Origin of the sequence: Candidatus Competibacter phosphatis (assembly GCF_012939995.1) — a bacterium.
GTDB classification, from domain to species: domain Bacteria; phylum Pseudomonadota; class Gammaproteobacteria; order Competibacterales; family Competibacteraceae; genus Competibacter; species Competibacter phosphatis.
On sequence record NZ_SPMZ01000058.1, the window covers coordinates 1 to 20,348 of the forward strand.

At 59.8% G+C, this 20,348-nt stretch carries 20 protein-coding genes and 2 pseudogenes; 13 read left to right on the top strand and 9 right to left on the bottom strand.

The features are described 5' to 3' along the window. The first annotated feature begins 271 nt into the window (after positions 1 to 271). From E4P82_RS16705 to E4P82_RS16740, 8 genes are all read left to right on the top strand, one after another. Positions 272 to 622: a hypothetical protein gene (locus E4P82_RS16705; protein ID WP_169249945.1), complete on the top strand. Its 351-nt coding sequence runs from the start codon at positions 272 to 274 to the stop codon at positions 620 to 622. Between the two features lie 85 nt (positions 623 to 707). Next, entirely contained in the window at positions 708 to 1,760 is a 1,053-nt protein-coding gene (locus E4P82_RS16710) for a TAXI family TRAP transporter solute-binding subunit (RefSeq protein ID WP_169249946.1), read from the top strand. A 60-nt stretch (positions 1,761 to 1,820) separates the two neighbouring features. Next, the gene (locus E4P82_RS16715) at positions 1,821 to 2,279 is read left to right on the top strand and encodes a hypothetical protein (RefSeq protein ID WP_169249947.1); all 459 of its coding nucleotides are present in this window, start codon (positions 1,821 to 1,823) and stop codon (positions 2,277 to 2,279) included. A gap of 61 nt (positions 2,280 to 2,340) precedes the next feature. Further along, positions 2,341 to 4,431: a hypothetical protein gene (locus tag E4P82_RS16720; protein WP_169249948.1), complete on the top strand. Its 2,091-nt coding sequence runs from the start codon at positions 2,341 to 2,343 to the stop codon at positions 4,429 to 4,431. A gap of 9 nt (positions 4,432 to 4,440) precedes the next feature. Further along, on the top strand, positions 4,441 to 4,785 hold the full coding sequence (locus E4P82_RS16725; RefSeq protein ID WP_169249949.1) for a hypothetical protein: 345 nt from the start codon (positions 4,441 to 4,443) through the stop codon (positions 4,783 to 4,785). An 85-nt stretch (positions 4,786 to 4,870) separates the two neighbouring features. After that, complete coding sequence (locus E4P82_RS16730; protein WP_169249950.1) at positions 4,871 to 5,323, top strand: OsmC family protein; 453 nt, start codon at positions 4,871 to 4,873, stop codon at positions 5,321 to 5,323. Between the two features lie 239 nt (positions 5,324 to 5,562). Further along, on the top strand, positions 5,563 to 6,177 hold the full coding sequence (locus tag E4P82_RS16735) for a L,D-transpeptidase (RefSeq protein ID WP_169249951.1): 615 nt from the start codon (positions 5,563 to 5,565) through the stop codon (positions 6,175 to 6,177). Positions 6,178 to 6,313: 136 nt separating this feature from the next. Continuing rightward, positions 6,314 to 6,556, top strand: coding sequence for an Lpp/OprI family alanine-zipper lipoprotein (locus tag E4P82_RS16740; protein ID WP_246327654.1), 243 nt, complete (start codon positions 6,314 to 6,316; stop codon positions 6,554 to 6,556). A 65-nt stretch (positions 6,557 to 6,621) separates the two neighbouring features. On the opposite strand, the gene E4P82_RS16745 is transcribed toward E4P82_RS16740, so the two are convergent. The 5 genes from E4P82_RS16745 to proV form a co-directional block, all read right to left on the bottom strand. Beyond that, positions 6,622 to 7,494, bottom strand: a complete 873-nt coding sequence (locus tag E4P82_RS16745; protein ID WP_246327655.1) for a L,D-transpeptidase family protein — start codon at positions 7,492 to 7,494, stop codon at positions 6,622 to 6,624. After that, a complete protein-coding gene (locus E4P82_RS22335) occupies positions 7,428 to 7,808 on the bottom strand; it encodes a L,D-transpeptidase family protein (RefSeq protein WP_246327656.1) in 381 nt (126 codons plus the stop codon). The genes E4P82_RS16745 and E4P82_RS22335 overlap by 67 nt, the downstream gene beginning before the upstream one ends. A gap of 208 nt (positions 7,809 to 8,016) precedes the next feature. After that, the gene (gene proX, locus E4P82_RS16750; RefSeq protein WP_169249953.1) at positions 8,017 to 9,048 is read right to left on the bottom strand and encodes a glycine betaine/L-proline ABC transporter substrate-binding protein ProX; all 1,032 of its coding nucleotides are present in this window, start codon (positions 9,046 to 9,048) and stop codon (positions 8,017 to 8,019) included. An 85-nt stretch (positions 9,049 to 9,133) separates the two neighbouring features. After that, entirely contained in the window at positions 9,134 to 10,234 is a 1,101-nt protein-coding gene (proW, locus tag E4P82_RS16755; RefSeq protein ID WP_169249954.1) for a glycine betaine/L-proline ABC transporter permease ProW, read from the bottom strand. After that, positions 10,231 to 11,430, bottom strand: coding sequence for a glycine betaine/L-proline ABC transporter ATP-binding protein ProV (gene proV, locus E4P82_RS16760; protein ID WP_169249955.1), 1,200 nt, complete (start codon positions 11,428 to 11,430; stop codon positions 10,231 to 10,233). The genes proW and proV overlap by 4 nt, the downstream gene beginning before the upstream one ends. Before the next feature lie 551 nt (positions 11,431 to 11,981). Here proV and E4P82_RS16765 point away from each other — a divergent pair. The 5 genes from E4P82_RS16765 to E4P82_RS16785 are packed head-to-tail and all read left to right on the top strand — an operon-like array spanning position 11,982 to position 17,092. Continuing rightward, positions 11,982 to 13,799 carry an NAD(P)H-dependent oxidoreductase subunit E gene (locus E4P82_RS16765; RefSeq protein ID WP_246327657.1) on the top strand — a complete coding sequence of 606 codons (1,818 nt, stop codon included), beginning with the start codon at positions 11,982 to 11,984 and terminating at the stop codon, positions 13,797 to 13,799. Beyond that, a complete protein-coding gene (locus tag E4P82_RS16770; RefSeq protein ID WP_169249956.1) occupies positions 13,796 to 14,536 on the top strand; it encodes a 2Fe-2S iron-sulfur cluster-binding protein in 741 nt (246 codons plus the stop codon). The genes E4P82_RS16765 and E4P82_RS16770 overlap by 4 nt, the downstream gene beginning before the upstream one ends. Continuing rightward, positions 14,529 to 15,071, top strand: coding sequence for an NADH-quinone oxidoreductase subunit B family protein (locus E4P82_RS16775; RefSeq protein ID WP_211203186.1), 543 nt, complete (start codon positions 14,529 to 14,531; stop codon positions 15,069 to 15,071). Before E4P82_RS16770 ends, E4P82_RS16775 begins: the two co-directional genes overlap by 8 nt. 12 nt (positions 15,072 to 15,083) lie before the next feature. Next, positions 15,084 to 16,601 (top strand): Ni/Fe hydrogenase subunit alpha, encoded by a 1,518-nt coding sequence (locus E4P82_RS16780; RefSeq protein WP_169249957.1) that lies wholly within the window; start codon positions 15,084 to 15,086, stop codon positions 16,599 to 16,601. Next, on the top strand, positions 16,598 to 17,092 hold the full coding sequence (locus E4P82_RS16785; RefSeq protein ID WP_169249958.1) for a hydrogenase maturation protease: 495 nt from the start codon (positions 16,598 to 16,600) through the stop codon (positions 17,090 to 17,092). Before E4P82_RS16780 ends, E4P82_RS16785 begins: the two co-directional genes overlap by 4 nt. A 51-nt stretch (positions 17,093 to 17,143) precedes the next feature. Here the strand turns inward: E4P82_RS16785 and E4P82_RS22340 are convergent, their stop codons facing one another. From E4P82_RS22340 to E4P82_RS23800, 4 genes and pseudogenes are all read right to left on the bottom strand, one after another. Continuing rightward, positions 17,144 to 17,647, bottom strand: a complete 504-nt coding sequence (locus E4P82_RS22340) for a type 1 periplasmic-binding domain-containing protein (protein ID WP_246327658.1) — start codon at positions 17,645 to 17,647, stop codon at positions 17,144 to 17,146. Positions 17,648 to 17,876: 229 nt separating this feature from the next. Next, positions 17,877 to 18,152: pseudogene (locus E4P82_RS23795) on the bottom strand (hypothetical protein); the annotation flags it as partial. A 505-nt stretch (positions 18,153 to 18,657) separates the two neighbouring features. Beyond that, the gene (locus E4P82_RS16795; RefSeq protein ID WP_169249960.1) at positions 18,658 to 19,764 is read right to left on the bottom strand and encodes an alpha/beta hydrolase; all 1,107 of its coding nucleotides are present in this window, start codon (positions 19,762 to 19,764) and stop codon (positions 18,658 to 18,660) included. Positions 19,765 to 19,853: 89 nt separating this feature from the next. Continuing rightward, positions 19,854 to 20,348 (bottom strand): annotated as a pseudogene (locus tag E4P82_RS23800) (transposase); the annotation flags it as partial.

The following is a 20,348-nucleotide window of genomic DNA, read 5'->3' on the forward strand; positions in this document are numbered from 1 at the left end:
CATCGCCCGCGCGTCCTGTCGTGCCGCCGGTTCCGCCGACTCCCACGCCGCTGCCCGCGCGTCCCGTCGTGCCGCCGACTCCCACGCCGCCGCCGGCTCGTCCCTCCGGCCGTAGCCTGGAAGAGGAGTTGAAATCGCAGTTTGATCCGACCGTACAGGAATTGGAGAAGGGACTTCGCCATCACCCGCCGTCTGGGTCGCGCTAGCGTGGAACAGCGCATGATTCAGGCAAATTCAGCGCATCCGCATCCATAGCCAGAGGAGCCTTTTCATGAGCCGTCTTTCGATCAGCAGCTTGTCGGTATTGCTCGGACTGTTTGCCGGTTTGACGCGGATACCTCACATGGCGATGTCTCAACCGCCTTCCTCGTCGGGAGCGCCGTCGTCCGAAGCGCCCGGCGCGACCCGGCGCGGCCCGAGCGGTTTGTTGCTCGGTTGGATTGCGATCGCCGCCGTCGCTGGCGTAACCGCCGTCGGCCTGTGGTGGTTCAGCCATCAAACGACCGAAATGCCCACCAGCGCCGCGCGGCAGAGCGCGACTCAGACGTCTCCGGCGCCAGGAGCCGTGACCCCCGAGCCAGCTCCAGCTTCCGGGCCGAAGCCCGCCGCCGGGACTCAATAGGATCGCGCTTCCCATCCGCCCGACGGCGGCGTTCGAACGCGGATGGGAGGCACTTTCATCATGACCAACCACCGGGAGCGTTTTCATGAACCGTCCGTTGATCGGCGCCCTACTGTTTATGTGGGGTCTGTTGAGCTTGACGCCGGCCGTGGCCGAAGAGGCCGATTCCAAACAGATCGGCATGGTGACCGGCTCCAAGACCGGCACCTACATCCAGTTTGGCAACGACATTGCCGGCGTCGCCAAAACCGTCGGTTTGGATATCTTGGTCAAGGACTCCCAGGGTTCGATCGATAACATCAAGCGCATCAATAGCAAGGAAAATGCCACCTTCGGCATCGTGCAATCCGATGTGCTGGGGTTCCTCAGCCGTTCGGAAAGCCCGGAGATGCGTCAGCTCGCCGGCCGATTGCGGCTGATCTTCCCGTTCTACAACGAGGAAGTGCATCTGTTCGCCAGCAAGTCGATCCAGTCGTTCGACGGCCTGACGGGTAAACGGGTGGTGGTGGGTCAGCAGGGTAGTGGCACTTGGTTGACCGCCATGAATCTGTTGCAATTGACGGGGGTCAAGCCGGCCGAATTGCTCAACCTGCCGCCGTTGCAGGGCGTGACCGCCGTACTCAAGGGCGAAGCCGACGCCATGTTCTACGTCGCCGGCAAGCCGGTCAGCCTGTTCGCCAAGCTGGGCAGCCTGACCGACAAGCCGGAATTCGCTCCGTTGCTGGCGAACGTGCATTTCGTGCCGCTGGACGATCCACGCATGCTGCGCGAATATCAGGTGGCCGAAATCGGTCAGGCCGATTATGAGTGGACGAGCGGCAGCGTGCCGACCATCGCGGTGAAGGCGGTGTTGATGAGCTTCGACTTTTCCGGCAAGCAAAGCCCCTATTTCGCCCAGCGTTGCCAACAGTTAGCCAAGCTGGGTCAGGTCATCCGCGCCAATATCGGCCAGCTCAAGCAAACCGGTCATCCCAAATGGAAAGAGGTCGATCTCAATGAGAAGGTTGGCCTCTGGCAACTGGATAGTTGTTCTCGCGGTGGTAAGAGCGGGGGCGCGAACGCGGACCTCTCCCGCGAGTTGGAGAAGATGCTGTTGAATCAGTTCGAGTGGCCCCGATATTCGATCCCGGCGGCTTGAAGCCGGATCCGCCCGGCCCGGCGGCCGGATTTCGAAAGCTGCGTGCATGGGAGAAAGTCGATGCGATTCGTTCGAGCGGTTTTGGTGGGGATGTGGGTTGCCGGAACGGTTCCGGTGTTGGCCCAGGATGCGCGGCCGGACGCCCGCATGGAGTTTTCCGGTTTTTCGGTGGGCTTGTTGCTCGGCTACAGCCAAGGGCAAGGCACGCTGGAGTTTCAGGATCGGCAGTACCGGTTTTCGGTCTCGGGGCTCAAGGTGGCGACGGTGGGCATCAGCCAGCTCAGCGCGGTGGGCCAGGTCTACCGGCTGCGGGACGTGGCCGATTTTGCCGGGCGATATGTCTCGGCCGAAGGCGGGTTGACCGTGTTTCAGGGTGGGGGTCCCGCCATGCTGCGCAACGAGAAAGGGGTGACGTTGTACCTACAAAACGTCCAACTTGGCCTCGACCTGACTCTCGGCGGCGGTGGATTATCGATCGTGCTGGACCCCACCGACGAGCCGACCCCGCCGGCTAGTTGAACGACCCTGTCGTTGTTGGGATGGCGGGATAACGGTCGGCAATCGCAAGGCGAGTCGGTGCATGGTGGAACAAATTCTGCTCAGCAGCAGTTCCTTTGACGGATTGCGCGAGATTGGCGGCTTCGGTCAGCCGTTGCATGCCTTGTACCCGCAAATCCGGGCGGTACTGGCTAGTGAACTGGAGCCGGACGCGGCCTGGCTGCTGGCCGAACCGGTGGTGGATCGGGCCAACAACCGGATCGATTGGTACACCGAAGGCGATCCCGAGGAGCAACCGGTCGCCCTGAACGATTTGCCCGAGGAACGACGCCAACCGCTTCGCGCCCGGCTCGACGATCTGCTCGGCCGGGGGCGGGAGTTGGCGGAGCGGTACGCGACCGCCAAGGAAGTTCGTCAGCATCGACTGGGCGCGATTTTGCGAGCGGTGTTGGCCACGCCGGCGGAAACCGGGGTGTTTCTGGTCAACGGTCGGCCGGTACTGACGGGCTGGGGTTTTACGCTGGACCGACCCTGGTTGGAGCCGGCTGGTGCGCCCGATTCGGCGATGGCCGCGTCCAGATCGATCGAACCGCCCCGCGATGTCGTGGTGCCCGAAATCCCCATGCCCGAGCTGACGAGCGCCGAGCCGCAACCCGTCCCGCCGATCGAACCCTCCACCGCGAGCGAATTTCAGCCGGAACCCGTCCCGCCGCCCGCGCCGTTGGAATCGGCTCTGCCGGAATTGCCACCGGAATTGCCGCCGATCTCCCAGGCTCAGCCGGTGCTTCCGGTCGCGGCCGTGGAAGCCGCGCCGACACAATCGGAGGAGAAACCGCCGATCGAACCCGAGCCAGCGCCGGTTGCGGCAACGGGGGATTCCTTATCCGTGGAAAAGACCGAACCGGCATCGCCGCTACGCTATGTGGTGGTGGGCTCCACGGGATTTTGGAGCATGTTCGCGCTCGCCGTTTTATTGGCGCTGGGCGCGGCGATTTTCAGCCATTGGCGAAGCCCGACCCCGGATCGGATTGCGATGGTACCCGCGCCGTCCGATGAAGAGAATGCTGGCGCGCTCGCGGATGCCCGGCGGACTGAAGCGGAATTGCGTGCCCGACTCGAACAGGTGCTCGCATGGCTGGCCGAACGACGCGACCAATGCCGGCCGCCGGCCGGAGCGGATGCGTCAGCGCCCACCAGCAATGCGCAAGAGCGGAGCGATATGGGTACGGGTTTGGTTCCGCCCGCTGAATCGCGGAGCATGGAGGTCTCGTCATCCGATATCGTGGCGGTGCCGGTGGTCGCGCCTGACGCGGAAACCCGTCCCGTACCCGATCGGACGACGCCTCCAGCCGGTCGCGAAGTCGCATCCACCGTCCCCGGCGAGGACCATGCCGGGCAGAAGCCGATTGCCACCATGCCAGCCGCCGAACGTGCGGTGGTTCGGGCCGGCGGCTCGATTGCGAAAGAGCCCGGTGCGCTGGAAGACGCGATCGCGACAGCACCAACCACGCCGTCAGGTGACGGGCAACCTCGCAAGATGACGCCGGCGCCGACTGAACTGAATCCGCCGGATGGCGTTCGCTCGCCACCGGTCGTCGCCGCGCCAAACCCACCAACCAGCGAGCCATCGTTGGCCCGAACCCTGGAAGAACAATTGAGCGGGGAACTGAACAGATCCTCGCGACCATCGGACCAGTCCGTACCGGGTTCGGCGCCGGCCGAGTCGCCGCCGGTCAGGAGCGCGCCGACCCTTGAGGAACGTCGAGAGTTCGATCAGCGCATGTCGGTCGCCGGCGCGGCCATGGGCGAGATTACCGTCACACTACTGTGGAACAGCCATGGGGATCTCGATTTGGTGGTAAATTGTCCCACGGGCCGGCAATTGGATTATCGCAACCCCGCCGAGTGCGGCGGTACCCTGGATGTGGATGCCAATACCGCCCGCGACAAACTGCAAGACCGCCCGGTGGAGAATGTATTCTGGCCGGCTGGTAAGGCGATGTCCGGGACCTATCGAATCGCCGTCCGCTATGTTCCGCGCAAGGATGAGCAGTCTCCCCAAGAAACCTCGTATCAGGTGCGATTGAGCCGGGGTGGCCAGGAATCGGTGTTCAAGGGCACGATCCGCCCCGGTGCGATCGTGCCGGTAACCGGTTTCACGGTGGAGCGCTGAGGAAATCCCATGAACGAGCAGGTCGAGCGGCAATACCCACAGTTCACGATTCACGCCGCCGAGGCGACGATCCCTCGCTACCAGCGCGCCTGGGTCTGGGGGGTGGTGGCGCTGGCGATTCTGCTCTGTGGCCTTGTGACCGGCTGGTTGTTGAGTGGTACGGTATCCGGTCGTCGGCCCGGAATTCAGCCGAATTCCTCGCAATTGGCGACCGACGGCACCGCGCTGGCCCGACAGCAAGCGGTAAATGAACGCTTGCATGCCCGCATCGTGCGCTTGGAGCAGGCGCTGGTCGGCGATGCTTGTGGTCCTGAAGCGCTGGAGGCGATGACGCGGAGTCGCCGGGAGCCCTGATCGGTGCGCCACTCGGATCGGAAAGCGAGGAGAGAGGGACGATGACGGTCATTTTTTTTCTGCTGTTCTTAGCGAGGAACCGAACATGTCGAGTTATTCGATCCGGCTGGATTGGCGGCGCACGACGCCCGATTTCGATTACAAGACCTTCAACCGTGGCCATCTCTGGCATCTGGCCGGTGGTCACCAGACCGTGCCGGGTTCGTCGGCGCCGGAGTATTCGGGCGACCCCGAGATGAGCAATCCCGAGGAGGCATTGTTGGCATCGCTGTCCAGTTGTCACATGCTGACTTTCCTGGCCATCGCCGCGCTCAAGAAATTGGTGGTGGATAGCTACGAGGATGAGCCTTTGGCCGAGCTCGGCAAGAACGAAAAGGGTAGGACGATGGTCAGCCATCTGACGCTGCGGCCCAAGGTGACGTTCGGTGGCGCCACGCCCGATCCCGAGGTCGTGTTGGAACTGCACCGCAAGGCCAAGGAGAATTGCTTTATCGGCAATTCCCTGTTGACTCCAGTGGCCCTGGAGCCTCGTTTTTGACGACTGACCGGTCTCCAGCAAGGGCGGGTGCGCATGGATGGCATCAAGGAGCTTGTGCGGGAATCGAATAAGATTGGCGGGGCTGACCCGTGCGGAATATCAGGTACGATTGCCGATGCTGCCCACATCGCCGCTCGTTTGGCCGAGGAAAGCAGCAGCGCTTGATATTGCATTGCTGCTTCGCCTGTCTTATATATTCAACTTTTCGAAATCGTTGGCGAGAGGAAGGACCGTTGGGTATGCGGGTGTTCAACAAACAGGTGATTCTTCTTGGCGTCCTGGGGTGGCTGCTTGGTGGCTGCGCCACGAACGAAGTGCAAACTCCGCCGTCGCCGCCGCCGTTGGCGCCGAGCCGTGCGGCCGTTCCCAACGAGCCCTGGTTGTTGGTGGATACCAAGGCCGACAATCTGGTGATCATGCGGGGCCAACAGCCGGTGCAGGTGTTTCGCAAAGTCGCGCTGGGTAGCAGCGGCGCCGGCCTCAAGTTCGCTCGTGGCGACAATAAAACGCCGCTCGGTGTCTTTCGGGTGGGCTGGATCAACGATCATAGCCGGTTCAAGAAATTCATCGGTCTCGATTATCCTAATCTCGACTACGCCGAACAGGCTTTGCGCGAACATCGGATCGACCGATTGACCTATGAGCGCATCCGCGCCGCCTGGGTCAACGGCCGCACGCCGCCGCAGGATACACCGCTGGGCGGGCAGATCGGCATTCATGGAATCGGTTTCGGCGATCCGAGTGTCCACAGCGCCGGAATCAACTGGACCAGCGGTTGCGTGGCGCTGGACAATGGGCAGATCGATGCGCTCAGACCGTGGGTCAGGGTCGGGATGCGTGTCGAAATTCGTTGAGGATCGACCCCTGGCGTAAAGGGAATTTCTGCAAGTGTGAGAACTGTCCTATATAATCCGGCTTTGAGGCGGTTTTGACCGCCATTCATTGCCTTTCTCGTCAACAACAATCTTTTTTCTGCGTAAGGAGCTGATAATGTCCATGAAGAGCCTGACCAAAATTTCCGCCCTGGCCCTGATTGCCGGTCTGACCGTTGGCTGTGCCAGCACCAGCGATCTGCAGAAGGTGCAGAACGACGCCAACGAAGCCAAGTCCATGGCCCGCAACGCGATGGATACCGCCAACGAAGCCAAGTCCATGGCCAGCGAAGCGAAGTCCATCAGCATGGCGACCGAGGAGAAGATCAACCGTATGTTCAAGAAGTCGATGTACAAGTAAGCCGGGCGCTTGGCAATAAAAAAAACCCCGCCATGGATCGCGGGGTTTTTTATTGCCGCTAACAATCAGTTGACTGTGCGTGGTTGTCCCACGGTGCCCGACGCGTCGCCGGTCGAGGAACGGGTACTGCTGGGAACGGTGTAACCTGGGTAGGGCGTTGGGCTGACCGGAGCCGACCGGTAAGTGGGTGGAACGCCCGCCGACGACATGCCCGGAGTTGGATAGGAGTAGCTGGGCACGGGATTGGGGTAAGTTGGCCGATACCCGGAAGGCGTGGTGGTTGCGGGCGGGTAGGCGGTGGCCGGCGGTGGTGTTTGGCCATGGCCCGGCGCGGTGCTGACCGCAACGGGAATACCGCTGACCTGTTCGACCGCGACTTCGAGTGCCGCCGGATCCACGCCCGGCATGTCGGGGCCGGTCTTGGCGATGATCGCTCGTTGCGCTTGTTCCAGGGTGACCTTGATCGGCAGGTTGTCTTCTTCCAGTGGTTCGTGTGATTCAACGAACAACTCGCCATTGAATCGCCCCACCTTGACCGGCTGATCGACCAGACGGACCGGCGTGCCGACCGGCACCATGCCAAATAAATGTTCGATGTCTTCCGGGTACATCCGCACACAGCCATGCGTGACCCGCATGCCGATTCCGTAGGGTTTGTTGGTGCCGTGGATCAGATAGCCGGGCACGCCCAGTCGCATGGCATAGCGTCCCAGCGGGTTGTCCGGGCCGCCCGGAACGACATCCGGCAGAATGTCGCCTTCGGCGGCGTGTTCGGCCTTGATGGTGGCCGGTGGCCGCCAAGGCGGATCGACATCCTTGGCGACGACCTTGGTCAAACCCATCGGCGTTTTCCAGTCCATGCGGCCAATACTCACCGGATAGGTGTGGACCACCTGCTGCCCGTCGGCACCGGTTTTGGGATAGTAGTACAGCCGCATCTCCGCGATGTTGAGTACCACGCCTCGCGCGGAGCATCGGGCAAGATGTGACGGGTCGGCAGCACGATCGGGTTACCCTCGCCGGGCGCCCAGCGATCCACACCCGGATTGGCGTGGACGATTTCGTCGTAACCCAGACTGTAGCGACGGGCGATATCGATCAGGGTGTCTTCCTTGGTGGCGTAGACAACCTTGACCTGACCGATGAGGTCGACGTCCGGGGGCGGCAGGGGATAAACGGTCGCCTGCGCGGCGCTGGCGGTCAGCCACCCCAGCAGCAGCCAGTGAAGGCGTTTCAGGAAAGGGCTCGGCATGGAAGCGTCTCGTCTCCGGTGATATGGGCGGCAAAAATAAAAATAGTGCCTGCAATTTCGCGGTAATGCCATAGCGACCACACAGTTTGATCGACAACCGGCTCGCGGAAGGCGCATCACGATTTTGCCGTTGTCGTTTTGACCCGATCCTGATCCACCCTGTTCCCATTGCGCCGGGAAGATCGTTTTACTCCACGATAAAAAAAACTCAACTTTGGCTTTTAGCCGCCTTGAGCGCTTCCTGAATCCAACTGTCGAAGGTTTCCTGATGACCTTTGATCCAGGCATCCGTATGCCGTTCGATGTCGGCCATGCTTTTCTCGCCATCGCGCATCCGCAAATTCTGCGCGCTGATGTCGTTGGCGCTGATCTCCATGATCGAGAACAGTTTGGCGGCGGCGGGATTTTCCTGTGCAAACTTCAGGTTGGCGATGATCCGTTGATTGTTGGCCTGGAAACCGTAATTCTGGCCGCTTGGCAGCGTCGTATCCACATCCTTGCGTTCGCCGGGCAACGAAGAAAACGGCACTTGCAGCCATACGACATCCTTGCCGGGAACCATGACGCCAGAAACCCAGTAAGGGGTCCAGGTGTAATACAGCACCGGCTCGCCTTTCTTGAAGCGGGTGATCGTGTCGGCGATGATCGCCGAGTAACTGCCCTGATTATGAGTGACGGTATCCCGCAGCTTGAAAGCATCCAGTTGATGCTCGATCACTTTTTCGCAACCCCAACCGGGATTGCAACCCGCCAGGTCGGCCTTGCCGTCACCGTTGGTGTCGAACAGCTTGGCCAGCTTCGGATCCTTGAGCTGATCGATATGGGTGATCTGGTACTGGTCGGCGGTTTTCTTGTCGATCAGGTAGCCCTGCAGCGCACCCGGCGAGTAAACGCCTTCCCGGTAAATCTTGTCGGCGCCGCCCGCTTTGGTATAGAAATCCACATGCAGCGGGTCCCAGTGATCCGCCAAAAACGTACCGTCACCATTGCCGATGGCGATATGCGCGGTCGCATATTCGACTTCCTTGATCGGTTTGACGTCGTAGCCCAGACGCTCCAGTGCTTTCACCACTAGCAAAGTCTGGAAAGTCTCTTCGGCAATTGAGCTTTGCAGGGGTTGCACGGTGACGCCCTTGCCGGGCAGATCGGCCGCTTGACCGCCGGCGGACCACAGGGATAACGTCAGTAGCGTGGCGAGGAATCCTTTCAAGCCAGTCCAACGAGTCGTGAAATGTCTCATGCATCTCTCCTTCTTTCCGAAGCAGCGGGATTTTAAGGGTAGGGGGTGTCGTGACACCCCGGACGGGAGACGCGGTTTCGCGCCGTTAGTGGCGAGCCAGCAAGCGATAAACGAGGCCTGCCGGACCCTGTTGATACCAGTGGCGGGCTTCCCGACGGCGGGTATCCGCGCCGAACGATTGAGTCAGCCGATCAAGGATGATGGCCAGCAATACGATGCCCACGCCGCCAACCGTCGCCAGCCCCATGTCCAGGCGACCGATGCCGCGCAACACCATCTGACCCAAACCACCCACGGCGATCATCGAGGCGATTACCACCATCGATAGCGCCAACATGAGCGTTTGGTTGACGCCAGCCATGATGTTGGGCATCGCCAAGGGAATCTGCACCTTGTACAGCAACTGGCGCGGACTGGCGCCGAACGCTTGGGCGGCTTCCACCAAATCCACCGGAACCTGGCGGATGCCCAGGTTGGTGAGGCGAATCAACGGCGGCAGCGCAAAGATGATGGTCACGACTACACCGGGGACGTTGCCGATCCCGAACAACATGACGATGGGTACCAGGTATACGAACGCCGGTGTGGTCTGCATGGCGTCCAGGATCGGGCGAAAGATCGCCAACGCTCGATCGTTGCGAGCGAGCCAGATGCCCAGCGGCAGCCCAACCAGGACGCAGAAAAACACCGAGGTCAACACCAGGGCCAAAGTCACCATCGCTTCGGACCAGGCGCCGATCAGTCCGACGATCACCAGCGAAATCAGCGTACCCACCGCCAAGCGGCGTCCGACCATTTGCCAGGCTAGCAGCACGAAGATCAGGATCACCAGTAGGGCTGGTGCTGCCTGCAAAGCGGACTCGACCGAGGTCAGGATGGCGTCGATCGGCCAGCGGATCGCCTGGAACACCGGGCGGAAGTTGTCCACCAGCCAGTCCAGACCTTGATCCACCCAAACATTCAACGGGATCAAGGCTTCCTGAAAGGGATGGAGCCAGTCGAATGTGGCCGGGTCCGCGGGGGCGGATGACGCAGCGAGCCAATCCGTATCCGCTGGCGCGGGCGAGGAGATGGATTCGTTGCCGCCCCAGGGGTTGGCCGCCGGCGCATCGCCGATTGCTCCTGTGGAGGGCGCTGGAGAAGGCGTCGGTTCAGCCGGCGTGGTCCAGGGGTTATCGGTGCTCATACGAACTCCTCCTCGCCATTCAGCGCCAGTAGTAAGTTGGCCTTGGTGATCACGCCCAGGTAATGCCGTTCCGGGTCAACGACCGGTACGCCGCAAGGTGCCTGCGCGACGGCGCATAACAGTTCGTTCAGCGGTTTGTCGGCCGGGATCGGGTCGATATCTGGCAGGAAGGCTTGTTTGAGTGAGACGTCTTCGCCTCGGCCCGCCGCGCGCAAGGAATCGGCGGACACCACACCGTGGAATGCCCGATTGGGGCCGACCACATAGCCATAATCCTCAAGGCGAGAGGAAATTTGTTGCAGGGCGGCGCGGATGCCCGTGCCTTGGCGATCGATCAGCGTCGCGTGTTCGGTGCGTGCCACATCCCGAGCGGTCAATATTTTGGAAGCGTCCACGCCCCGAAAGAAGGAACTGACGTAATCGTCGGCGGGATTGCGCAGAATTTCTTCCGGTGTTCCCACTTGCACGACACGCCCGCCTTCCATGATCGCAATGCGGTCGCCGATGCGCATGGCCTCATCCAGATCGTGGGAAATAAACACGATGGTGCGTTGTTGCTGGGTTTGCAGGTCCAGCAACTGATCCTGCATCTCCGCGCGAATCAGCGGATCGAGGGCGGAGAATGCCTCATCCATCAGCAAGATGTCCGGGTCGTTGGCCAGCGCCCGGGCCAGCCCGACCCGCTGTTTCATACCGCCCGAGAGTTCGTCCGGATAGCTGTCGGCATAGGTTTTCAACCCGACCTGATCCAGTGCCGCCAAGGCGCGTTCGTAGCGCGTCGCCCGTGGGACCGCCGACAGTTCCAAGCCAAAAGCGGCGTTATCGATGACGTTGATGTGCGGCAGCAATGCGAAAGACTGAAACACCATGCTCATCTTGCGTCGCCGGAGATTGCGCAGCCCCTCCTCGGGCAGGACGGCGATGTCCTCGCCGTCGACCAGGATTTGCCCCGAGGTCGGTTCGATCAGCCGGTTCAGCAGGCGTACCAGAGTGGATTTGCCGGAACCGGACAGACCCATGATGACGAAAATTTCGCCTTCGTGGATATCGAAGCTGGCATTCATGACCCCGACGCTTTGGCCCGTGCGTTCGAAGATCTTTGCCTTGTCCACGCCTTGTTCCAGTAACGGCAGGGCAATCTTGGGATTATCCCCGAAGATCTTGTAAAGCTTTCTGATCGCAATTTTGACGTTCATTGGGAAGATTCGGGTCGCGATTGCGCTGGTCTCGATGTCCACGCGCGACAATGGGATCGTTGCCGAGAGCGCTTCCAAATCGACTGATTGTGCTCGAATGGGATAACGAGGCAGTGCAACCGATAGCTTATCGGGCGATCCGGCCAAACCGAATCAGTGGGCGGTTCAGTTGTTGGAGAAAACAACATTCAGGATTGAAAGAATCTAAATAGGTAACACAAAAATTACATCTTTCTTATTTTAGTTTTACAACGCTCGGACGAACGATGCAAATCAATTGTGCTGATTTTCAGGTTTGTTTGAATTTATCTTTTTGATTTAAAGCGATAAAAAAAATTTCAAAAGTGCGAGAGTAATTCGGCCATCAAGGTTCCACGATTCTGGATATCATCATCAACCATTCAGGGCAGATCACTTTCAACCCTACGGAAGACAAGTTTTTTGATGAGGTTTGGAGTATCCTGCAAACGTGATCGATTGGATAAAGCCGGTTTGAAAACAGGCCATCCATGTGCTGTGCTGGATCGGCCGCCGAACGACGGAGGTGGTCCATGGCGGAACCCATGACGTTTGCCCAGACGGTCCGCGATATCGTGCGGCGCCACGGCGGATTGTCGACCCGGTTGCTGCAGATTCTGCGAGAAGTGCAGGATCATCTGACCTGGTTGCCGTCCGAGGCGCTGGAGCAAGTGGCCGAGGAACTAGGTTTGTCCCCGGACAAGGTGCGTGGTGTCGCCAAGTTCTATTCCTTTCTCTACACCGACCCGCGCGGTTCCTACGACATTCTATTCAGCGACAATATCACCGACCGGATGCTCGGCAACCGTGAGTTGCTCCATTACTTGTGCGAGCGGTTCGGCATCGGGATTGGCGAGACCCGCGCCGACGGGGTGGTCAGCGTCGGCACCACGTCCTGCACCGGTATGTGCGACCAAGGTCCGGCCGCGCTGGTGAACGGTTATACCCTGACCCGGCTGGATCGAGCGCGACTGGATCGGATCGTGGAATTGGTCAATGGTCGAATCCCCCTGGAGCAGTGGCCGCGCGAGTTTTTCGAGGTGACCAGCAACATCCGTCGCGCCGATATTCTGCTGGGCCGGCATTTCGCCGATGGCGCGGCCGTGCGGGCGGTGTTGCGGCGCGGCCCGGAAGCGATGTTGGACGAACTGGTCAAATCCGGCCTGCGGGGTCAGGGCGGCGCCGGCTATAAGTCGGCCGCCAAATGGATGGCCTGCCGCAATGCCCCCGGTGAAGTGAAATACGTGGTCTGCAACGCCGACGAGGGCGAGCCGGGCACCTTCAAGGACCGAGTGCTGATGCAGGATTTCGCCGACCTGGTGTTCGAGGGCATGACGCTGTGCGGTCGGGTGATTGGCGCCCGCCAAGGCTTCGTCTACCTGCGGGGCGAGTACCGCTACCTGCTGAAAGCGCTGCGGGAAACCTTGCAACGCCGCCGCGAGACGGGACTGTTGGGCGAGGCCATTCTCGGCGATCCCAGCTTCAACTTCGACATCGACATCCATCTGGGCGCCGGCGCTTACGTCTGCGGCGAGGAATCGGCGCTGATCGAGTCGCTGGAAGGCAAGCATGGCGTGCCGCGCATCCGCCCACCGTTCCCGACCACCCACGGCTACCTGAACCGGCCGACCGTGGTCAACAACGTCGAGACCTTCGCCGCCGCCGCCAAGATCGCGGTGGAGGGCGGTGAGTGGTTCGCCAGTCGCGGCACCGCCGAATCCAAGGGCACCAAGCTCCTCAGCCTCAGCGGCGACTGCGAGCGGCCCGGCATCTACGAATACCCCTTCGGCGTCACGGTGCAGCGGGTATTGGAAGATTGCGGCGCACGGGATGCCCAAGGTATTCAGATGGCCGGCCCCGCCGGGCACACGGTTTCCGCCAAGCAGTTCGGGCGGCGCATCTGTTTCGAGGATCTGGCCACCGGCGGCTCGTTCATGGTGTTCGACCGAAGTCGCGACATCCTCGACGGCATCCGCAACTTTACCCAGTTTTTCGTCCACGAAAGTTGCGGGTTCTGTACGCCATGCCGGGTCGGTACCTCGCTGATGCGCGACCTGGTCACCAAGGTCCATACCGGTCACGGTACCCGCCAAGATCTGGAGGAAATGCGCAAGCTGGGGCGGATCATGCAGGTCGCTTGTCATTGCGGGCTGGGCCAGACCGCGCCCAATCCGGTGCTCGACAGTCTGGACGAATTCCCGGAAGCCTACGAGCGACGGTTGCGTTCCACCGCCTACGAGCCGGCCTTCGACTTGAACGCGGCGCTGGAGGAGGCACGGCAACTGACTGGTCGCCGCGATCCGGGGGCTTATCTGAACGAGCGGGATCTGCTGTTGGGAGCGATGCCATGAACGAGCAACCGCATTTCATCCTGGACGGGCGGCGAGTTCCGTTCGAGGACGGCCAGACGCTCATGACGGCGGCGCTGGAGGCCGGCGTCTACATCCCGCATCTGTGCTTCAATCCGGAATTCACCCCGCATGGCAGTTGCCGGGTCTGTCTGGTCAAGGTCAACGGCCGGGTGCAGGCGGCTTGCACCACGCCGGCGGCGGCCGGTCTGACCGTGCAGAGCGAGATCGAAGAGTTGCGCGAACTGCGCCGCGGCATTCTGCAAATGTTGTTTGTCGAGGGCAACCATGTCTGTCCGGCCTGCGAGAAGAGCGGGGCCTGTCAGTTGCAGGCGGTGGCCTATTACGTCGGGATGCTGGCGCCGCACTACACGCACTTTTACCCGCGCCATCCGGTGGACGCGTCCCATCCCGAGGCGGTGATCGACTTCAACCGTTGCATCCTATGCGAACTGTGCGTGCGGGCCAGCCGCGATGTGGACGGCAAGAATGTCTTCGCGATACAGGGGCGCGGTCTTCAGGCGCGGTTGGTGGTCAACACGCCTTCGGGTCAGTTGGGCGCCACTTCGTTCAGCATTGACGACAAGGCCGCCCAGGTCTGTCCGACCGGAACGATCCTGATCAAGCATCGGGGCTACGAAACGCCCATCGGCCAGCGCTTGTACGACCGCAAGCCGATCAGCATGGTCGGCGATGTGGCGCAGGTGCCGGAAAGCCAAGGAGGGCGCCGCCATGATTGAGCCGCGCCTGAAAGTCGCCACCTGTTCGCTGGCCGGCTGCTTCGGTTGTCACATGTCGTTGCTGGATCTGGACGAGCGGCTGTTCGATCTGGCCGAGCGGGTGGAATTGGATCGCAGCCCATTGACCGATATCAAGGAGTTGGGCGAGTGCGACATCGGCTTGATCGAGGGCGGGGTCTGCAACGCCGAGAACGTCCATGTGCTGATGGAGTTTCGGGCGCGTTGCAAGACCTTGATCGCGATCGGGGCCTGCGCGCTGAACGGCGGCATTCCGGCGATGCGCAACCAATTCGCGCTCAAGGACTGTCTGGAGGAATCCTACCTGCGCGGGGTGGGGCTGGTCGATCCGCAAATCCCCAACGACCCGGAAATCCCGCTGTTGCTCGCCCAAGTGCATCCGGTGCACGAGGTGGTCAAAATCGATTACTTTCTACCCGGCTGCCCGCCCTCGGCGGACACCATCTGGACTTTCGTCAATCAATTGTTGTCCGGTCAGCCGGTCGCACTGTCCTATACCCAAATCCACTACGATTGAACGAGGCGCGCCATGAGCGATCTGGAAACGGCCGCCCGGCCGGAATATTTGTGTCGGATCGCCATCGATCCGCTGAGCCGGGTCGAGGGGCACGGCAAGGTCACGCTACTGACGGACAAGGATCATCGTATCCGCCAGGCGCGGTTGCACATCGTCGAATTTCGCGGTTTCGAGAAGTTCATCCAGGGCAGGCCGTACTGGGAAGTGCCGGTGGTGGTGCAGCGCTTATGCGGCATCTGCCCGGTCAGCCATCATCTGGCGGCGGCCAAAGCAGTGGATCAATTGGTCGGAGCACAAGCGCTGACCCCGACCGCCGAGAAAATCCGCCGGCTGATGCATTACGGGCAGACCCTGCAATCGCACGCCGTGCATTTTTTCCACTTGGCTTCGCCGGATTTCCTGTTCGATTTTGACGATCCCGCCGCGCATCGCAATGTAGGCGGGGTGATGGCCGATTACCCCGACGTCGCTCGCCAGGGTGTGCGGTTGCGCAAGTATGGTCAGGAGGTGATCCGAGTCACCGCCGGCAAGCGGATTCATGGCACCGGGTCGGTTCCGGGCGGGGTCAACAAGGCACTGACCCTGCAGGAGCGCAATGAGTTGCTGGCCGATATCGATCTAATGATCCAGTGGGGGCGCGGTGTCCTCAAGCTGGTCAAACAGGCGTACCAGTTGAACCCCGGCTATTTCACCCATTTCGCCACCATCCGTTCCAATTATCTCGGGCTGGTGCGTGCCGATGGCGCGTTGGATCTCTATCACGGTGGTTTGCGGGCCAGGAACGAGCGCGGCGAAATCTTGTTTGACCATCTGGATTACCGGCGCTATTCCCAAGTGCTCCGCGAGCAGGTGAAGCCATGGAGCTATATGAAGTTTCCGTTCATCAATTCCCTGGGGTCGGAACAAGGTTGGTATCGGGTCGGACCGCTGGCGCGGATCAACAACTGCGATTTTATCCCCACGCCGCTGGCCGAGGAGGAGCGACAGGCATTCATGGCGCTGGGCGATGGCCAGCCGGTCCATATGACCCTGGCCTATCACTGGGCGCGGATGATCGAATTATTGCACGCCACCGAGGCGATCAAGGAACTGCTGCTCGACCCGGATATCTTCGGCGAAGAGCGGGTCGTGCACGGCGAGATGGTGCGAGAAGGCATCGGCGTGATCGAAGCGCCGCGCGGTACGCTGTTTCACCATTACCGTATCGACGAGGACGGGCTGATCGAGAAGGCCAACCTGATCGTATCCACCACCAACAACAATCAGGCGATGAACGAATCCATCCGTCAGGTGGCGGAACATTATCTGGACGGCAAGGAACTGACCGAACCGCTGCTGAATCAGATCGAAGTGGCGGTGCGGGCCTACGATCCCTGCTTGTCCTGCGCCACCCATGCCTTGGGTCGGATGCCGCTGATCGTGGAACTGGTGGAAGAAGAGAGTGAGACGGTGATGGATTCCCTGGCGCGGGATGCGGATGGAACCGTCCGCAGCGAAATGAGCTCTCCCTTTCGAAGCGGGTTTGCGTGAAGGTTCCCGGTCTGCTCATCCTCGCCGTCGGTAATCTCAGCCGGGGCGACGATGCGTTGGGACCGCTATTGCTGGAGCGGTTGGCGGCGTTGCGGGAGCAGTATGACGATTGGCAAGATGTTGATCTGCTCACCGACTTTCAGTTGCAGATCGAACACGCGGTCGATCTGGAAAATCGGGCGCTGGTATTGTTTGTGGACGCCAGCGTTTCTTGTCCACCGCCCTTTCAATTTTCTCGCGTTCAGCCGGTGCGTGACACCAGCTATACCAGCCATGCCTTGTCGCCCGCCGCCGTGTTGTATGTCTACCAGCAGATCAATCGTGCTTCGCCGCCACCCGCTTTTCAACTGGCGCTTCGCGGCGAACGCTTCGATCTGGGTGAGTCGTTGAGTGTGACGGCGGAAGCCAACCTGGTACTGGCATTGGATTTCGTCCGCCAGTTGTTGACGCGACAGGAAGCCAAGGCATGGGGGGCAGCTTGCGACATTTGATGGGCGGTAAAGTCGGATGGGTCAATCCGAGCTGGCGATCGCTCAAAATGCTTATGGCTTGAGGGCTATGGAAAAATCATTCGGTACAAATGTTTGGTAAGTGTTTTTCTGCAGAAGATTTAACGATACCAGTTTTGAACCTGAATTACCCTGATTGAATTCAACCTTCAAACCTCCCAAGTCAAAGGGTTGCAGACGTGCTGTTTTGATGAAATTATCCCGCGTTATGGGTTCTTTCATCGACTTCAAGATAGCCAGGAACAGACGACCCACAATATAGCCTTCAAGATTTACATGATTGAAATCATTTCCCAGAATAGCTCTGGCTTCCTTGACGATAGGTAGGGATGCATCCAGGTTCGGCACTACTTGAGTCACAATAATTTTGTCGTCGAGATAATAAGCCGACAGATTCTTGCCAAGAGCATAACCCGCAGCCGTTGCGGAGATCGCACCGAAAGACCAAGATTCTTTTTTTGTAATGCGAGTAAGCGATAAAATCGGCCGCAACTTTTGGAATAGCGGCGAGGATGACGAACCGGCAGGGTTGCCCACTTTGTCGCTCCCAATCTTTCAGAGATCGGTACGCATCTCTGATGAATATGGTATCGTGTGGATAAAACCCAATCGGCCCAAGGCCGTTCAGCGCGGGATTGATTCCACCCATGGTCATATCGAGAATATGATCCAGTTTATCGACGGCAGGCTGCATTTCAGGGAAATTCTTCAGTCCATTTTTGAAACCGTTGATCGCTGCCACGCCAAACACGTCATTCTGGGCAAAAATACAGATTTGGGCCGGTTTGATGCCTGTTTCAGTCATGTCGGTGATCAGTGTGGCGACTTCATCGCTAGTGTTTGGACGATAGTTCAGTGTGTCTTTGTTACTGACATCGCCCAGCGTATAGAAGCCTATGCTGGGTATCTGGTTTACTCTGAGAACCGGCAGCAACTGAAGGGTTGGAAGCGCCCCAACATTGCCCAGCATCAGAAAAATTCCCTCGTCTATTATTTGATTGGCGACTTGAATCGTGGTGACGGAATCACCTGAGTCATCCATTGCCTTGAATTCGATTTTTCGGCCTTGCACGACCTGATTTGCCAATGCGGCATCAATGCCTTTTTTTCATGCCAATGCCATAATACTGGTTATCTCCGGTTAAAGGCATTATAGCGCCGATGCGGATATGGGTATCGCTTATTCCAGGCTCAATCTCTGTCGAATTGGCTTGCCCAGAAATGATGAGGCAGAAAGACAATAACAAAAAAGACGAGCAGTGAGTTTTGTCGTTTCCCCGTCTCAGTTATTATGCTGAATAAATACTTGTGCAGGCACATGATTTTTGGCTCCTGATTGGAGTAAAGACGGAAATAATTAAACAGGATTTCAGCTTGAGTTCTGGGGTTTCCATGGATAAAAAAACGCCATGACCCCAAATTCAAGCATCGCCAAAATACAGCTAACATATGACAACTTAATGATGCTAAATGAAGTTTCAACCCGTATTTACAGTGTTATGGATGCATTATTGATTATTGGTGTTTGTTTGATAGTGTAAATATTATTAGACATTATTGGGGCGACTGATACAGTCTTCCACGAATTGCCCAATCCGTTCGAATGCTTCCCCGGCTTCCGGCAGGATTGGTTCGAACAAATGCCAGACGTGCAGCATGTCCGGCCAGGTTTCCAGTTCCGCGTGGGAACCGGCGGCGCGGGCCTTGTTGACGTAGCGCCGGGCATCGCCCAGCATCATTTCGGTTTCGCTGACTTGGACCAGTATCGGCGGCAGCCCCGACAGGTCGCCGAACACCGGCGAAACCAGCGGGTTGGGCGGGGCCATCCGGTTCAAGCCCCAGATCATCAGCAGTTGGATCGGGCGCGGGATGCACAGGAACCCTTTCAGTCCGGGACCTAGCACCAAATCGGTCTTGAGGTTGCTCTTGATCGTGGGGCTGGACAGCGTCAGATCCACCCCCGGCGATAGCGCGATCACTCCTTGCGCCGGACGCAAGCCCGCATCGCGCGCCCAGGCGGCCAACATCAGCGCCAAGCCACCGCCGGCCGAATCCCCGGCCACGAACAATTCGCGGACGGGAGCCGGGCCGGTGGGTCCATGATCCAGAATCCAGCGATAGCCGGCCTGGCAGTCGGCGTTGATGTCCCGGCGTGAATGCTCCGGCATCAGTCGGTAATCCAGCGCGAGGATCGAGGCTCCCGTGACTTGCGCCAGCTTGGTGGTGATCACGCGATGGCCGCGCGGGCAACCGCTGATGAAGCTGCCGCCGTGCAAATACAACAGACGGCGATGCGGGTCGGAGTCCGGCGCCAGCACCCATTTGCCCGGCACGCCGCCGGCATCGATTTCCCGAAGCTGGTAGTCCGTGTCGCCCGCCAACAGCGGTGGTGCGACAAAGCCCCGCGCCATCACCCGCCGGATGGTGGCCCGCCGCTGTTTCCTGGGAGCGGCGTGAATCTCGGCCGTGGTTTGCTCCAGCCGCCGCACGGCTTCCTGATGGGCGGGGCTCGCCCGCTCCCGCGATCCAACCCGGCCATTCGGTGGCACTTGATCGTAATCGCGCAGCGTCGGACCCTGCAGAAAAATGCGGATCGACAGCCAAGCCATGAAAAGAACCACCAGCAAGGCCGTCAAGACAGTCCAGTTCAGCATCGGTTTTCCTTTTTTCGGTATTTGGGGATGGTCGGTTTCGTGCCGACAGGGATGATGCCGTCGGGAGTTATACTTTAGATTAATAGGAGTTACGCAGTTGGGGGTAATGTGTAAAGTGGATTAGTCAGATAGGCTTGTACGGCGGATCGGATGATGGTGGTCTTGGCTTCGAACCCACTGATTCCCGCGTGATGGCAATGCCACTCCAGGCGCAAGAAGGCACGTAGCGCCAAACCGATGTGGTTCCGTTGGGCGCGAGCGGCGCGCACCTGAGCGCGTTCCACGCCACAATACTGTTTGATCCCACGATGATAGTGTTCGACGGTCCAGGCATAACCGGCGAAACGGACTCGGGTCAGCGCGGTCATGTTCAGGTCATTGGTTGCCCAGTATGCCTTGTCGCCGTCTGGGGGCGACGATCAGGAACAGGCGGATCGGACCATAGCCTTTCAAATGGACGATCTTCCCTTGCGCCGCTGTTTCCACATAAGCCACCGGGCGTAACCCCGTCCGGTCGGGGTTGACCAAGCGGTTGGCTTTCAGCCGTGTCAACCACGTCCACCCCAAGTCTCGAACCTGTTTGA

Coding starts and splice junctions, on each gene's coding strand:
- proW (WP_169249954.1), bottom strand. CDS start 10,234: ATGAGCACCGATAACCCCTGGACCACGCCGGCTGAACCGACGCCTTCT.
- E4P82_RS22335 (WP_246327656.1), bottom strand. CDS start 7,808: ATGCCGAGCCCTTTCCTGAAACGCCTTCACTGGCTGCTGCTGGGGTGG.
- E4P82_RS16735 (WP_169249951.1), top strand. CDS start 5,563: ATGCGGGTGTTCAACAAACAGGTGATTCTTCTTGGCGTCCTGGGGTGG.
- proV (WP_169249955.1), bottom strand. CDS start 11,430: ATGAACGTCAAAATTGCGATCAGAAAGCTTTACAAGATCTTCGGGGAT.
- E4P82_RS16770 (WP_169249956.1), top strand. CDS start 13,796: ATGAACGAGCAACCGCATTTCATCCTGGACGGGCGGCGAGTTCCGTTC.
- E4P82_RS16720 (WP_169249948.1), top strand. CDS start 2,341: ATGGTGGAACAAATTCTGCTCAGCAGCAGTTCCTTTGACGGATTGCGC.
- E4P82_RS16730 (WP_169249950.1), top strand. CDS start 4,871: ATGTCGAGTTATTCGATCCGGCTGGATTGGCGGCGCACGACGCCCGAT.
- proX (WP_169249953.1), bottom strand. CDS start 9,048: ATGAGACATTTCACGACTCGTTGGACTGGCTTGAAAGGATTCCTCGCC.
- E4P82_RS16765 (WP_246327657.1), top strand. CDS start 11,982: ATGGCGGAACCCATGACGTTTGCCCAGACGGTCCGCGATATCGTGCGG.
- E4P82_RS16725 (WP_169249949.1), top strand. CDS start 4,441: ATGAACGAGCAGGTCGAGCGGCAATACCCACAGTTCACGATTCACGCC.
- E4P82_RS16795 (WP_169249960.1), bottom strand. CDS start 19,764: ATGCTGAACTGGACTGTCTTGACGGCCTTGCTGGTGGTTCTTTTCATG.
- E4P82_RS16710 (WP_169249946.1), top strand. CDS start 708: ATGAACCGTCCGTTGATCGGCGCCCTACTGTTTATGTGGGGTCTGTTG.
- E4P82_RS16775 (WP_211203186.1), top strand. CDS start 14,529: ATGATTGAGCCGCGCCTGAAAGTCGCCACCTGTTCGCTGGCCGGCTGC.
- E4P82_RS16715 (WP_169249947.1), top strand. CDS start 1,821: ATGCGATTCGTTCGAGCGGTTTTGGTGGGGATGTGGGTTGCCGGAACG.
- E4P82_RS16705 (WP_169249945.1), top strand. CDS start 272: ATGAGCCGTCTTTCGATCAGCAGCTTGTCGGTATTGCTCGGACTGTTT.
- E4P82_RS16740 (WP_246327654.1), top strand. CDS start 6,314: ATGTCCATGAAGAGCCTGACCAAAATTTCCGCCCTGGCCCTGATTGCC.
- E4P82_RS16780 (WP_169249957.1), top strand. CDS start 15,084: ATGAGCGATCTGGAAACGGCCGCCCGGCCGGAATATTTGTGTCGGATC.
- E4P82_RS16745 (WP_246327655.1), bottom strand. CDS start 7,494: ATGCGGCTGTACTACTATCCCAAAACCGGTGCCGACGGGCAGCAGGTG.